Genomic DNA, 13,502 nt, shown 5'->3' on the forward strand with positions numbered 1-13,502 from the left:
CGGCCGCGCGGGGGGCAGATCCCCGCGCGAAGGACGGCCCTCGCGCGGGCACGCCTCATCAGCAGGACTGGTCACCCCAGCCAGAGACTTCAGTGAGGGATCCTCTCACCCTCGCGAGTGGCCGCGCGAAGGGCTCCGCCCGACGGCCACACGCCGCTCACGCGGCCATATGGCGAGGAAACGGCCGCGCGGGGGCACATCCCCGCGCGAAGGACGGCCCTCGCGCGGGCACGCCTCATCAGCAGGACTGGTCACCCCAGCCAGAGACTTCAGTGAGGGATCCTCTCACCCTCGCGAGTGGCCGCGCGAAGGGCTCCGCCCGACGGCCACACGCCGCTCACGCGGCCATATGGCGAGGAAACGGCCGCGCGGGGGCACATCCCCGCGCGAAGGACGGCCCTCGCGCGGGCGCCCCTCATCAGCAGCAGCAGGACTGGTCACCCCGGCCAGAGACTTCAGCGAAGGATCTTCTCGCCCTCGCGATTGGCCGCGCGAAGCGACCCGCCCGACGGCCACACGCCGCTCACGCGGCCATATGGCGAGGAAACGGCCGCGCGGGGGGGGCAGATCCCCGCGCGAAGGAGGTCGCACCCGCGGCCGGCCGCGCGCTCAGCGGCGCCGGAGGCGCGAGTTCTCGCCGAAGAGCGACGCGTAGATGCCGACGAGGGCGCGCCATCCGATGAGGAACAGCCCCAGCACCAGCAGGGTCACGATGCCGAAGGAGATCGCGAAGCCGCCGCCCGTCGCGACCCGCAGGATCAGCCCCGCGACGACGGCGAAGAGCCACACGAGCACGCCCGCCGGCCACATGCCCGCAGGCCGGCGCCAGGCGCGCGCGACGAGCCATCCGATCACCGCGCCCGCCGCGAACGGCCACGCGACGCCGAGCAGGCCCGCGATCGTGAAGCCTCCCTCGTGCGTGCGCATGCCGATGGCGGAGAAGAGCACGACCAGGACGAGGTCGGTCACGAGGGCGAGGATCCAGGAAGAACGGCGCACGACCTAAGCTTGGCCCATGCCTGCTGAGCGACTCCACCTCGTCCGCCACGGCGAGGTCGACAACCCCCGGCACCTGCTCTACGAGCGGATCCCCGGGTACCACCTCAGCGAGGCGGGTCGCGCGATGGCGCGGTCGGCCGCCGAGCACGTCCGCGCGCTCGACCGCCCCGTGACGAGCCTCGTCCGCTCGCCGCTCCTCCGCACGCGCGAGTCGTCCGAGCCGTTCGCCGAGATCTTCGGCCTGGATCCCGTCGACGACGAACGCGTCATCGAGCCCTGGAACCTCTTCGCCGGCAAGCGCATGAAGAAGGCCGTCCTCAACCCCCTCAACTGGCCGCTGCTGCGCAACCCGCGCACGCCGAGCTGGGGCGAACCGTACGCCGAGATCGCCGCCCGCGTCCTCGCCGCGATGGCCGACGCGTGGGATGCGGCCGACGGCGGAGACGTCGTCATCGTCGCCCATCAGTCGCCGATCTGGATCGCGCACCTCGCGATCGCGGGCGAGCGGCTTCCGCACTCGCCCCGCAGCCGCCGCTGCGCCCTCTCGAGCGTGACGAGCTTCGAGCGCGGCCCCGAGGGCTTCTTCGAGGTCGGCTACGCCGAGCCCGCCGCGACCGGAATCGACCTCGGCGCGGTCTGAGACCCGCTCAGCGCGCGCGGCGCTCCCGCAGGACGGCGCGGATCCGCACGAACAGGAACACCGCGACGGCGAGCGCGACCACGACGATCACGACGTTCTGCGCGATGTCCATGTATGGCAGGATCACGTGCCACGCGGATCCGAGGTACCACCCGATCAGCACGAAGACCGTGTTCCAGATGAGGCTCCCGATCGCGGTGTAGAGCAGGAAGCGCCACAGCGGCATGCGCACGACGCCCGCGGGGATCGAGATCAGGCTGCGGAAGATCGGGATGAACCGCCCGAAGAACACCGCGAGCCCGCCGCGCCGCTCGAACCAGGCGACGGTCCTGTCGATGTCGTCGGCCTTGAGCAGCGGGATCCGGGCGAACAGCCAGCGCAGGCGCTCGATCCCGACGAGGGCGCCGATCCAGTAGAGCGCCAGAGCACCGACGACCGAGCCCGCCGTCGCGAACGCGATCGCGACCCACACGTCGAACTGGCCCTCGTGCGCCGCGAGACCCGCCGCGGGGAGGACGGCCTCGCTCGGGATCGGCGGGAAGATGTTCTCGAGCGCGATCGCGATCCCGACGCCCGCGGGGCCGATGATCCCCATGAGCGACACGACCCAGTCGACGAGCGCGGCGAGCCAGGAGGTTCCGGTCGCGGCGGCGGAGGCGAGGATCACGAGGCCCTCCGCGCGATGGCCTTCTCGGCGCCCATGAGCCCGATGACGACGGCCGCGCCGACGACGGCGAGGAGGATCGGGAGGAACGGATCCGTCGGCGCCGCGAGCCCGCCGTCCGCGGTCTGCCACGGCCACAGCGCGCGGAGCGAGCCGATCATGAGACCGACCATGACGAGCAGCGTCCCGCGGCGGACGCGGCGCAGCAGCACGCGCAGGATCGAGACGATGACGGTCAGGCCGATGAGGGCGCCGATCGCGAAGGTCCCGATGTAGCCGAGGTCGCGGTCGTGCACGGCGTTCAGGGTCGGCGCATAGAGCCCGAGCGCGAGGAGCAGGAACGAGCCCGAGAGGCCCGGCACGACGAGCGCGCACACCGCGAAGGCGGCGGCGATCACGATGATCCACCAGGCGGGATCCTCCTGGTCGGATCCGCCCGCGAACCCGACGGCCCAGAACGCGATGATCGCCGGGACCACCACGAGGAGGACCTCGCCGATGATCGGGACGCCCGCGCGGCGCTTCGGCGCCATCTGGTACGGGACGGCGATGCTCACCGCGACGAGTCCGAGGAACAGCCCGCGCGACTCGACGGGGAACGCCTCGACGAGCGCGACCACGGGGCCGGAGGCGAAGAGCACCGCGACCAGCATGCCGACGACGGCGGGCACGACGAGCCACCACTCGACCTCGCGCATCCTGGCGGCGAAGCCGGCCCGGCGATCGGGCCCCTTCACGAGGGCGAGGAGGGCCCCTCCGAGCGCGGACGCCGAGTCGAGCGCGCGCTCGTACACGCCCGTCACGAGGGCGATCGTCCCGCCCGAGATGCCGGGCATGAGCTCGGCGAGGCCGATGAGGAACCCGCGGACGAGATTGAGCGGGGACTGCTGGGCGCGGGCGCGCACGAGGACGTCGGTCATCTGCCTCTTCCGGTCGTGGATCGCCCTCGACACTACCGACGCGATGCGTCCGGGTCCCTGGGGATGACCGGAGTCTCCGTCCGGCGGCTGGCCCCGGGGCGGACGCATGCGCGCGGATAGAGTGGGTGCGTGACGAACCGCGATCCCCACCCGACCTCGTCACTGCCCCGCGTCCGCCCGCGCTTCGACGTCTGGCCGTCGCTCCGGGGCGCGCGCGTGCCGCGCGACAACTGGTGGGTGCGCTCGCTGACGGTCCTCGTCACGGGCGCCGTCGCCCTCGCGGGCCTCGCGATCGCGGGCCACGTCGAGTGGATCTCGTACACGCTCCCGGGCACGATGGTCGCGATCTTCGGCCACGCCCTGCCCTATCGGCAGCGGATCCGCACGATGACCGGCTACGCGATCCTCCTCACCCTGGGGTGCGGCCTCGCGATGGCCGTTGCCGTCGTCGTGCCGGGCACTCTCTGGCGGATCCTCGTCGCCTCTCTCCTCGCGACCGTCATCAAGGTCGCCCACGAGGCGTCGCGCGTCGGCCCGCCGTCGGTCATCCCCGTCTTCCTCGTGACGGCGCTCGTCTTCACGCCGCAGGAGTGGGCGACGCTCCCGCTGCACACGGGACTCGTGGCGGCGGGCGCCGTCATCGCCCTCGCGGTGCTGCACGCCCCGGCGCTCCGCCGCCCGCACGGGCCCGAGCGCCGTGCCGTCGCGACGGCCGTGCTCGCGGCGATCCCGCTGCACGAGGACCCCTCGTCGCACGCGGCGCGCGACGCCCTCGCGATCGCGATCGCGAACGCCGCGCGGATGTCCGAGATGGCGAAGCGCACGCCCGAGCTCACGGCGCTCGAGGAGCACATCATCAGCGCCGAGCGGGTGCTGTCGGATCCGTCGCTCGGATCACCCGAGCGCGCCCGCGCCGACGCCCGCGCGATCGAGCGCGACAGGGATCTGCCCGAGCCGCTCCTGACCGAGGCCGAGCGCCGCGAGCTCGACGGCGTCCGGATCGAGCGCGCGTCGCCGCACGCGTTCGCGGAGCGCCACCGGATCCTCGCGGCTTTCCACCCGCGCTCCGCGTCGATGCCGTTCTTCTGGCGCACGCTCGTCGGGACCCTCGCGGCCGCCCTGATCTCGTTCGCGCTCGGGGCGGATCGCCCGTTCTGGGCGATCACGACCGTCGCCGTGATCCTGCAGCCGACGCTCCAGCTGACGTGGCGGAAGGCGCCCGCCCGCGCCGTCGGGGCGCTCCTCGGCGTCGGGGCGTTCGCGCTGCTCGCCCCGCTCGCGCGCACCGACGTGCTCGTGACGGCGCTCCTCATCGTCGTCCTCGGCGCCGCCGTCGAGGCGTTCATCGTGCGCAACTACGTCGTCGGCCAGCTCCTCGTGACGCCGATGGCGCTCCTCATCTCGGAGCTCGGCAGCAGCGCGCCCGTCGCCGAGCTGACCCTCGAGCGCCTCGTCGACACCGTCGTCGGCGTCGTCGTCGCGCTCGCGGTCTCGTTCCTGATCCGCAACCGCCACGTCCGCCTCCGCGCCCGCGCCGCCGTCGACCGGCTCGACGCCGCCGTCGACGCCGCCGAGCAGCTGCCCGCCACGACGGGCGCCGTCACGATCCTCCGCACGCGGCGCGAGCTCGTCCGGGGGCTCGGCGCCGTCGCGTCGTCGGTGCGCGACGCCGACGGCGAGTGGTGGTCGCCCACCCTCGACCGCGCCCACATCATCGCGGTGCGGCGCCGCGCGCACCAGGCGCTCGCCGACCTCCCCCGTTCATCCGGATCCCCCGAATCCTGATCAGGCGGGCCGGATAGGATCGCTGGGTCCCGTTTTCTCTCAAGGAGGATCCTCCGTGCTCCGCACTCACTCCGCAGGCTCGCTGCGCGCGAGCCACATCGGTCAGACCGTCACCCTCACGGGGTGGGTCGATCGTCGCCGCGATCACGGAGGAGTCGCGTTCATCGATCTTCGCGATGCGTCGGGCATCGCCCAGGTCGTCATCCGCGACGAGGAGACCGCGCACCCGCTGCGCAGCGAGTTCGTCCTGAAGGTCACGGGCGAGGTCTCGGCCCGTCCCGAGGGCAACGCGAACGCCAACCTCCCCACGGGCGAGGTCGAGGTCATCGCGACCGCGGTCGAGGTGCTCAACGAGTCGGCGCCCCTCCCGTTCCAGGTGTCGACGGCGCTCGACGGCCAGGAGACGATCGGCGAGGAGACCCGCCTCAAGCACCGCTACCTCGACCTGCGCCGCCCGGCCCCCGCCGCCGCGCTGCGCCTGCGCTCGAAGGCCTCGCAGGCCGCGCGCTCGGTGCTCGACCGCCACGAGTTCGTCGAGATCGAGACGCCCACGCTGACCCGCTCGACGCCGGAGGGCGCCCGCGACTTCGTCGTGCCGGCCCGCCTCAACCCCGGATCCTGGTACGCGCTCCCCCAGTCGCCGCAGCTCTTCAAGCAGCTGCTCATGGTCGCGGGCATGGAGAAGTACTACCAGCTCGCCCGCAGCTACCGCGACGAGGACTTCCGCGCCGACCGCCAGCCCGAGTTCACGCAGCTCGACATCGAGATGAGCTTCGTCGACCAGTACGACGTCATCGCTCTCGGCGAGGAGATCGTCAAGGCCCTCTGGGCGCTCATCGACGTCGAGATCCCGACGCCCATCCGGCGCATGACGTTCGCCGACGCGATGCGGCTCTACGGGTCCGACAAGCCCGACCTGCGCTTCGGCAACGAGATCGTCGAGCTCGCCGAGTACTTCGCCGAGACCCCGTTCCGCGTGTTCCAGCAGGAGTACGTCGGATCCGTCGTCATGCCCGGCGGCGCCGCCCTCCCCCGTCGCCAGTTCGACGCGTGGCAGGATTGGGCGAAGTCGCGAGGCGCGAAGGGCCTCGCCTATGTCACGTTCGCCGAGGACGGCACGCTCGCCGGCCCCGTCGCGAAGAACCTCTCCGACGCCGAGCGCGAGGGCCTGCGCGAGGCGACCGGCGCGCAGCCGGGCGATGCGGTGTTCTTCGCCGCGGGGAAGACGTCGGAGGCGCGCGCCCTGCTCGGCGCCGCCCGCGTCGAGATCGCCAAGCGCACGGGCCAGATCGCCGAGGGCGACTGGGCGTTCGTCTGGGTCGTCGACGCCCCGCTCTTCAAGCCGACCGGCGAGGACGACGACGTCGACCTCGGCCACTCGGCCTGGACCGCCGTGCACCACGCGTTCACGTCGCCGAAGCCCGAGTGGATCGACTCGTTCGAGGAGAATCCGGGCGAGGCGCTCGCCTACGCGTACGACATCGTCTGCAACGGCAACGAGATCGGCGGCGGCTCGATCCGCATCCACCAGCGCGCCGTCCAGGAGCGCGTGTTCGACGTCATGGGGATCGGCGAGGCCGAGGCGCAGGAGAAGTTCGGCTTCCTGCTCGACGCGTTCCAGTTCGGCGCCCCGCCGCACGGCGGCATCGCGTTCGGCTGGGACCGCGTCGTGTCGCTGCTCGCGGGCGTCGACTCGATCCGCGAGGTCATCGCGTTCCCCAAGACGGGCAACGGCTTCGACCCGCTGACCGCGGCCCCCGCCCCCATCACCCCCGAGCAGCGCGCCGAGGCCGGCGTCGACTTCGTCCCGGAGGACGAGGAGGCGTAGGCAGGTCTCCCACGAAGAGGGCGGCGGATCCATCGGATCCGCCGCCCTCTTCGTGTTCCCGCGGGGCCGAAACATGATGGTCACACGTAGTTAGCACCCTAAACCTTAGGGCGTTCTAGATTCGCCGCATGACCCCATCGCCGACCGCCCGCGCATCGTTCCGCGAAACAGGATCTTCTCCCGCGGCAACGCATTCGCATTCCGAACGAAACCATTCCGAAACACCCGGCTCGTCAACTGGGTGCATGACAGAAGCAGCGACGAGCACCACGGACCGCGTCTCCACCCGCGTCAGCCTCGCGCTCCTCGGCGTGCGCAGCGACGCCCCCGTCCGCCGGACCGGCGGCGCCGGCCCGAGCGACGACGGGCACTTCGTGATCGACGGCGCGGGCGCCGCCATCCCCCTGAACCCCGCGAGCCCGTACGTCATCAGCCCCCGCGGCCGCCTCACGCTCGACGGCGCCGACCTCGGCCTCGACGTCTCGCCCATCGCCCGCCCGCGCTTCTACGACCTGCAGACGGCTGACGGCGTCGCCTACGACAAGATCGCGAAGATGCACGGGAACAACGTGCTCGCGACGACGGTCGTCCAGACCTGCGTGCGCTACGACGAGAGCGAGCGGTGCCGCTTCTGCGCGATCGAGGCGTCGCTCGCCGCGGGCTCGACGATCGCGGTCAAGACGCCCGCGATGCTCGCCGAGGTCGCCGAGGCGGCGGTCCGCCTCGACGGCGTCACGAACATGATCATGACGACCGGCACGTCGAACGGCTGGGACCGCGGCGCCAAGCACCTCGCGCGCTGCGTCCGCGCCGTCAAGGAGGCGGCGCCCTCGATCGAGATCCAGGTGCAGTGCGAGCCGCCGGCCGACCTCCGCGCGATCACCGACCTCTACGAGGCAGGCGCCCGTTCGATCGGGATCCACGTCGAGTCGATGGACGACGCCGTCCGGGCGAAGTGGATGCCCGGCAAGTCGCGCGTCTCGATGGACGAGTACCGCGGCGCGTGGCGCGAGGCCGTGCGCGTCTTCGGATGGAACCAGGTCTCGACGTATCTGCTCGTCGGAATGGGCGAGGATCCCGACGAGCTCGTCGAGGGCGCCCGCGAGCTCATCGACATGGGCGTCTACCCCTTCGTCGTGCCGTTCCGCCCGCTCAAGGGCACGCTCGCGACCGACGTCGACCACGTTCCCGCACCCGATCGCCGGGTCCTGAACGGCGTCACGGCGCGCGTCGCGGCGCTGCTCCAGGCCGCCGGCATGCGCGGCGAGGACCAGCGCGCGGGATGCGCGGCCTGCGGCGCGTGCAGCGCCCTGCAGACGGCGGGTGCCTGACGTGCTCGAGATCCCCGCCCTCATGGGCTCCGCGATCGCCCGCGAGGCGCCAGCGTGGACGATCGGCCGGGCGGACCCCCGCGAGATCGACGCCTATCGCGCACTCCGCCGCGAGGTGTTCGTCGCCGAGCAGGGCGTGTTCGCGGGCGACGACCGCGACGCCGCCGACGACGACGCGCGAACCGTCGTCCTCGTGGCCCGCGCGGCCGACGGGACGGTGCTCGGCGGCGTCCGCCTGTCGCCGGCCCTCGCGGGGCGCGACATCGGATGGTGGACGGGGAGCCGGCTCGCCGTGCGGCTCGACTCGCGCCATGCAGGCGGCATCGGTCCGGCCCTCGTCCGCGCGGCGTGCGACGAGGCGCTCCGCCTCGGCGTCGTGCGCTTCGAGGCCACGGTGCAGAGCCGCAACGAGGTGCTCTTCCGCCGCCTCGGCTGGATCAGCTGGGGCGATGTCGAGATCGGCGGCACGCCGCACGTGCGCATGCGCTGGCCCATCACGCGGATCCGTGATCTCGTCGCCGCGACGAAGAGCGAGCTCGGCGCGCTCCTCGCCGGGCTGCGGGACGACGCGTCGCACGCTCTCGGAGGGGCGGGCTTCCTCGGCGACGACGGGGCGCCCGTGCCCGGGACCGACGTCGTCGCCGCGTGCGACGCGATCCTCCCGGCGATCGTCGAGCACGACCCCGCGTGGGCCGGCTGGTGCGCCGTGCTCGTGAACCTCAACGATCTCGCGGCGATGGGAGCCGCCCCTGCCGGGCTCCTCGACGCGATCGGCGCCCCGTCGCTCGACGTCGCGCAGCGGGTCGTCGGCGGGATGCGCGCCGCGGCTCACGCGTGGGGCGTCCCCGTCCTCGGCGGGCACACCCAGATCGGCGTCGGCGCCGCCCTGTCGGTCACGGCTCTCGGGCGCGCGCGGCGGCCGGTCCCCGGCGGCGGGGCCCGCGTCGGCGACGACCTCTCGCTGACGGTCGACCTGCACGGCAGGTGGCGCCCGGGGTTCGAGGGCCGCCAGTGGGACAGCACGTCGACGCGCTCCGCGGCCGAGCTGCGCGAGCTCGGAGCCCTCGTAGCCCGCGCGCAGCCCGCCGCGGCGAAGGACGTGAGCATGGCCGGCATCGTCGGCACCGCCGCGATGATGGCCGAGGCCTCCGGAACGGGCGCCGTCCTCGACCCCGCGGCGATCCCGGCGCCCGACGGCGTCGCGTTCGGCGACTGGCTCACCTGCTTCCCGGGGTTCGGGATGCTGACCGCCGATCGCCCCGGCCGCTCCCGCATGTCCTCCCCTCTCGCCGCCACGGCGCGCATCGGCACGGCCGACGCACGGCCCGGCGTGCGCCTCCGCTGGCCCGACGGCGTCGAGACCGACGCCGCCGATCCCCTCGCCACCGGCATCGCGCCGCGCTGACGAGCCCCCGATCCCTCCCGCACGACCCCACGAAAGGCACTGCCATGACGAACGACATCGACGCCCAGATCGCCGAGAACATCGCCGCATCGCTCGGCGAGATCCCGCACCCCTCGCTGCCGAAGGGCAGCAGCCTCTACGGGTCGACGAAGATCTTCCCGGACTATCAGGCCGAGGACGGCGAGACCTACTTCACCCTGATCCACGGGATCCCCCACGAGTCGTCCGTGAGCTTCGTCGCGATCCTGCAGGCGACGCGCGCGCTGCGCAAGGGCTTCGAGTCGGCGATCTACCTCTACGGACCCGGAACCCTCGCGGCCTCGGCGAACCGCGGCTTCCCCACGACGGGCGCCGAGGGCTTCCCGGGCGAGCTCAACATGAATGGCTCGCTCGAGACCTTCATCAAGGAGGGCGGCACCGTCTACTGCTGCCGCTTCGGCCTCGCACTGCATGGGATCCGCGAGGAGGACCTCATCGAGGGCGTCATCCCCGCCCACCCCCTCGACGTCCAGGACGCGCTGATCCACTACGCGCGCAAGGGCGCCATCATCAACTCGACCTACAACCTCTGAGGATCCCGATGTCCATCACGGTCGCATCGGTCTCGGCGAACTTCACCCGGGATCTCGAACAGAACTACGCGCTCATCGCCCAGCTGCTGGACGAGGCGCGCGCCGAGGGCGTGTCCTTCGTCGCCTTCCCCGAGGCGGCGATCGGCGGCTACCTCTCGTCGCTCGGCAACCACGGCGACACGGTCCAGACGACGCGACGCTCGCTTCCGCCCGCCATCCGGCTCGACGGCCCCGAGATCGCCCGCGTCCAGGAGCTCGCGGGCGACATCGTCCTGACGATCGGGTTCTGCGAGCTCGCCGAGGACGGCGAGACCCGCTACAACGCGGCCGTGTGCCTCGACGGGCAGAACATCTACGGCTCGTACCGCAAGGTCCACCAGCCGCTCGGCGAGAACATGTCGTACTCGGCGGGCGACTCCTACACGGCCTTCGACACCCCGATCGGGCGCGTCGGAATGCAGATCTGCTACGACAAGGCGTTCCCCGAGGCGGCGCGCATGCTCGCGCTCGACGGCGCCGAGATCGTCGTCAGCATGTCGGCGTGGCCCGCGGCGCGCACCGCGACGGCCGAGAACCTGCAGGACGACAGGTGGACGTATCGCTTCAACCAGTTCGACATCGCCCGCGCGCTCGACAACCAGGTGTTCTGGATGGCGTCGAACCAGTCGGGGACCTTCGGATCGCTGCGCTACGTCGGCAACGCGAAGGTCGTCGATCCGGGAGGCAACATCATCGCGACGACGCTGCTCGGCACGGGCCTCGCGATCGCCGAGATCGACGTCGACGAGACCTTCCGCACGATGCGCGCGGGGATGTTCCACCTGCGCGACCGGCGCCCCGACGTGTACGGCGCCGTCGCCGAGGCCTCGGCCCCGCACGTCGACGGCTGGAGGGAGCTCGCCCATGCCTGAGATGACCTTCTCCGTGCGCTGGCCGGACGGCGCCGAGAGCTCGCACTACTCGCCGAGCCTCGTGATGCACGACCACCTCGCCGTCGGCGGAACGTATCCGCTCGACGACTTCCTCGCCCGCACGTCTCGCGCCCTCGCGGAGGCGAGCGAGCGCGTGCGCGCGAAGTTCGGCTTCGCCTGCACCTCGGCGATGCACTCCGAGGAGTCGATCGCCGAGAACGCGTCGCGCTACCCGCGCGAGGCGTTCCCGGACGCCGCCGTCGAGGTCCTGACGATGGAGCCGGCGCTGTGATCCCCGTGCGCATCGCCGCGGGCGACCACTTCGAGGCCGTCGTCGTCGGCGGCGGCCAGGCCGGGCTCTCGCTGAGCCGTCACCTCGTCGAGCGCGGCGTCTCGCACGTAGTCCTCGAGCGCGACGAGATCGCGCACGAGTGGCGCGACGGGCGCTGGGACGCGTTCACGCTCGTGACGCCGAACTGGCACTGCCGCCTCCCGGGCTACGCCTACGACGGGCCGGACCCCGACGGCTTCATGACCCGCGACGAGGTGCACGCGTGGGTCCGCGCGTACGCCGACACCTTCGATGCGCCCGTCACGGAAGGGGTCGAGGTGATCCGCGTCGCGCAGCGCGACGCGGGCGGGTTCGCGATCGAGACCACGGCGGGGACGATCACGGCCGACACCGTGACGTCGGCGACGGGCGGATACCACGAGCCCGTCGTCCCCGAATGGGCGGCGGCGATCCCCGAGCGGATCGCGCAGGTGCACTCGCACGAGTACCGCAGCTCGCGCGATCTGCCGGACGGGCCCGTGCTCGTCGTCGGAACCGGGCAGTCGGGCACCCAGATCGCCGAGGACCTGCTCATCGACGGCCGCACCGTGCACCTCGCGGCGGGGCGCGCGCCCCGCGTTGCACGCTTCTATCGCGGTCGCGACTGCATGACGTGGCTGGCGGAGATGGGGCTCTACGACGTCCCGGTCGCCGCGCGCGGGCTCGCGAAGCGCGAGTCGACGAACCACTACGTCACGGGGCGCGACGGCGGGCGGGACATCGATCTCCGGGCCTTCGCCCTGCGCGGGATGACGCTGCACGGCCGCGCGCGGGGCATCGAAGACGGGCGCGTCGTGTTCGACGACTCGCTCGCGGCGAACCTCGACTACGCCGACTCCGTCGCCGAATCGATCAAGGACGACATCGACCGCTACATCGAGCGCGAGGGGATCCCGGCGCCCGCCGAGCAGCGGCGCGGACCGGTCTGGGCCCCCGATCGGGAGGCGACGGCGGTCGACCTCCGAGAGCTCGGCAGCATCGTCTGGTCGGTCGGCTTCCGCGCCGACTGGCGCTGGCTCGGGGATCTCGACGTCCTCGACGCCGAGGGCCAGCCGATGCACGAGCGCGGGGCGACGTCGGTCCCCGGATTCCACTTCCTCGGGCTGCCGTGGATGCACACCTGGGGATCCGGGCGTTTCCACGCGATCGCCCGCGACGCCGAGCACGTCGCGGGGCTGATCCGCGACCGCGACCCCGCGGTCGCCGGGGTCTGACGGCGCGCGAACGTGCCTAACCTGGTCGGATGAGTTCGGTGACGATGGCGGCGGTCGCCGCGCACTTCGGGCGCGACGTCGAGCGCACACTCGCGAAGCTGCCCGGGATCATCAGCCAGGCCCGCGAACGAGGGGCGGATCTCCTCGTGCTCCCAGATGCGACGATCGGCGGCTACCTCGGCGATCTGCGGCATCCGGGAGGCGAGGAGGGCGGCCTCCCCGCCGCGGTGGAGATCGACGGCCCCGAGGTCGCCGCCGTCGCGGCGATGTCGGGCGACATGACGGTGTGCTTCGGGCTGTCGGAGCGCGCCGTGATCGACGGCGAGGACGTGCGCTTCAACACCGCCGTCTGCGTGACGGGCGACGGCGTGATCGGCACGCACCGCAAGGTGCACCTCCCCCTCGGCGAGTCCGAGGCCTACCGCGCGGGCGACGAGTTCGTCGCCTTCGACTCGCCCGTCGGTCGGGTCGGCATGCTCATCGACTTCGACAAGACGTTCCCCGAGGCGGCGCGCACGCTCGCTCTCGACGGAGCCGAGGTGATCGCCTGCCTGAGCGCGTGGCCCGCGAGCGTCACCGATCGATCCGATCGGATCCGCAACGACAGGCAGGCCCACCTCTTCGACCTCTACGACTGCGCCCGCGCCGCCGAGAACCAGGTGTACCTCGTGTCGTCGAACCAGACGGGGGTGCTCGGCGGCCTCCGCTTCCTCGGCCAGGCCAAGGTCGTCGACCCCGCGGGCGAGATCGTCGCCAAGACGTGGGCGAAGGGCGGGCTCGCCGTCGCCGAAGCCGACGTGAGCGCGTCGGTCGCCCGCGCACGGCGCTCGCTCGACCACATCCACCAGCGCGCGGAGCACGCGTACCGCCTCACGACACGAGCCTGAGCCCCGAGCGGCGAC

The 13,502-nt window shown here is 72.4% G+C and carries 13 protein-coding genes; 10 read left to right on the forward strand and 3 right to left on the reverse strand.

Translation table 11 applies throughout. The features are described 5' to 3' along the window. Positions 1-609 precede the first annotated feature (609 nt). Entirely contained in the window at positions 610-999 is a 390-nt protein-coding gene (locus H576_RS0102115; protein WP_029149544.1) for a DUF3054 domain-containing protein, read from the reverse strand. A gap of 16 nt (positions 1,000-1,015) precedes the next feature. Between H576_RS0102115 and H576_RS0102120 the strand changes: the two genes are divergently transcribed. Beyond that, entirely contained in the window at positions 1,016-1,639 is a 624-nt protein-coding gene (locus H576_RS0102120; RefSeq protein ID WP_029149545.1) for a histidine phosphatase family protein, read from the forward strand. Between the two features lie 7 nt (positions 1,640-1,646). On the opposite strand, the gene H576_RS14030 is transcribed toward H576_RS0102120, so the two are convergent. Beyond that, positions 1,647-2,306: a DedA family protein gene (locus H576_RS14030; protein WP_051172038.1), complete on the reverse strand. Its 660-nt coding sequence runs from the start codon at positions 2,304-2,306 to the stop codon at positions 1,647-1,649. After that, positions 2,303-3,223: a DUF368 domain-containing protein gene (locus tag H576_RS14035; protein WP_036318666.1), complete on the reverse strand. Its 921-nt coding sequence runs from the start codon at positions 3,221-3,223 to the stop codon at positions 2,303-2,305. The genes H576_RS14030 and H576_RS14035 overlap by 4 nt, the downstream gene beginning before the upstream one ends. Positions 3,224-3,352: 129 nt before the next feature. Between H576_RS14035 and H576_RS0102135 the strand changes: the two genes are divergently transcribed. The 9 genes from H576_RS0102135 (at position 3,353) to H576_RS0102175 (ending at position 13,487) form a co-directional block, all read left to right on the forward strand. Beyond that, complete coding sequence (locus tag H576_RS0102135; RefSeq protein ID WP_029149546.1) at positions 3,353-5,008, forward strand: FUSC family protein; 1,656 nt, start codon at positions 3,353-3,355, stop codon at positions 5,006-5,008. A gap of 55 nt (positions 5,009-5,063) precedes the next feature. Then, positions 5,064-6,836, forward strand: coding sequence for an aspartate--tRNA ligase (gene aspS, locus H576_RS0102140; protein ID WP_029149547.1), 1,773 nt, complete (start codon positions 5,064-5,066; stop codon positions 6,834-6,836). Positions 6,837-7,081: 245 nt separating this feature from the next. Then, a complete protein-coding gene (locus tag H576_RS0102145) occupies positions 7,082-8,167 on the forward strand; it encodes an MSMEG_0568 family radical SAM protein (RefSeq protein WP_029149548.1) in 1,086 nt (361 codons plus the stop codon). Beyond that, positions 8,160-9,572 carry an MSMEG_0567/sll0787 family protein gene (locus tag H576_RS14040; protein ID WP_051172040.1) on the forward strand — a complete coding sequence of 471 codons (1,413 nt, stop codon included), beginning with the start codon at positions 8,160-8,162 and terminating at the stop codon, positions 9,570-9,572. Before H576_RS0102145 ends, H576_RS14040 begins: the two co-directional genes overlap by 8 nt. A gap of 44 nt (positions 9,573-9,616) precedes the next feature. Beyond that, positions 9,617-10,144 (forward strand): MSMEG_0572/Sll0783 family nitrogen starvation response protein, encoded by a 528-nt coding sequence (locus H576_RS0102155; protein WP_029149549.1) that lies wholly within the window; start codon positions 9,617-9,619, stop codon positions 10,142-10,144. A gap of 8 nt (positions 10,145-10,152) precedes the next feature. Further along, on the forward strand, positions 10,153-11,055 hold the full coding sequence (locus H576_RS0102160; protein WP_029149550.1) for a carbon-nitrogen hydrolase family protein: 903 nt from the start codon (positions 10,153-10,155) through the stop codon (positions 11,053-11,055). Further along, positions 11,048-11,347, forward strand: coding sequence for an MSMEG_0570 family nitrogen starvation response protein (locus tag H576_RS0102165; RefSeq protein WP_029149551.1), 300 nt, complete (start codon positions 11,048-11,050; stop codon positions 11,345-11,347). Before H576_RS0102160 ends, H576_RS0102165 begins: the two co-directional genes overlap by 8 nt. Then, positions 11,344-12,600 (forward strand): MSMEG_0569 family flavin-dependent oxidoreductase, encoded by a 1,257-nt coding sequence (locus H576_RS0102170; RefSeq protein ID WP_084502337.1) that lies wholly within the window; start codon positions 11,344-11,346, stop codon positions 12,598-12,600. Before H576_RS0102165 ends, H576_RS0102170 begins: the two co-directional genes overlap by 4 nt. A 29-nt stretch (positions 12,601-12,629) precedes the next feature. Next, positions 12,630-13,487: a carbon-nitrogen hydrolase family protein gene (locus H576_RS0102175; protein WP_029149553.1), complete on the forward strand. Its 858-nt coding sequence runs from the start codon at positions 12,630-12,632 to the stop codon at positions 13,485-13,487. Positions 13,488-13,502: the final 15 nt, after the last annotated feature.

This window comes from Microbacterium indicum DSM 19969 (genome assembly GCF_000422385.1).
GTDB classification, from domain to species: Bacteria; Actinomycetota; Actinomycetes; order Actinomycetales; family Microbacteriaceae; genus Microbacterium; species Microbacterium indicum.

Bases quoted from the DNA above. Each gene is read 5' to 3' on its own strand.
- H576_RS0102120 (WP_029149545.1), top strand. From the start codon at position 1,016: ATGCCTGCTGAGCGACTCCACCTCGTCCGCCACGGCGAGGTCGACAAC.
- H576_RS14035 (WP_036318666.1), bottom strand. From the start codon at position 3,223: ATGACCGACGTCCTCGTGCGCGCCCGCGCCCAGCAGTCCCCGCTCAAT.
- H576_RS0102145 (WP_029149548.1), top strand. From the start codon at position 7,082: ATGACAGAAGCAGCGACGAGCACCACGGACCGCGTCTCCACCCGCGTC.
- H576_RS0102155 (WP_029149549.1), top strand. From the start codon at position 9,617: ATGACGAACGACATCGACGCCCAGATCGCCGAGAACATCGCCGCATCG.
- H576_RS0102160 (WP_029149550.1), top strand. From the start codon at position 10,153: ATGTCCATCACGGTCGCATCGGTCTCGGCGAACTTCACCCGGGATCTC.
- H576_RS0102165 (WP_029149551.1), top strand. From the start codon at position 11,048: ATGCCTGAGATGACCTTCTCCGTGCGCTGGCCGGACGGCGCCGAGAGC.
- H576_RS0102175 (WP_029149553.1), top strand. From the start codon at position 12,630: ATGAGTTCGGTGACGATGGCGGCGGTCGCCGCGCACTTCGGGCGCGAC.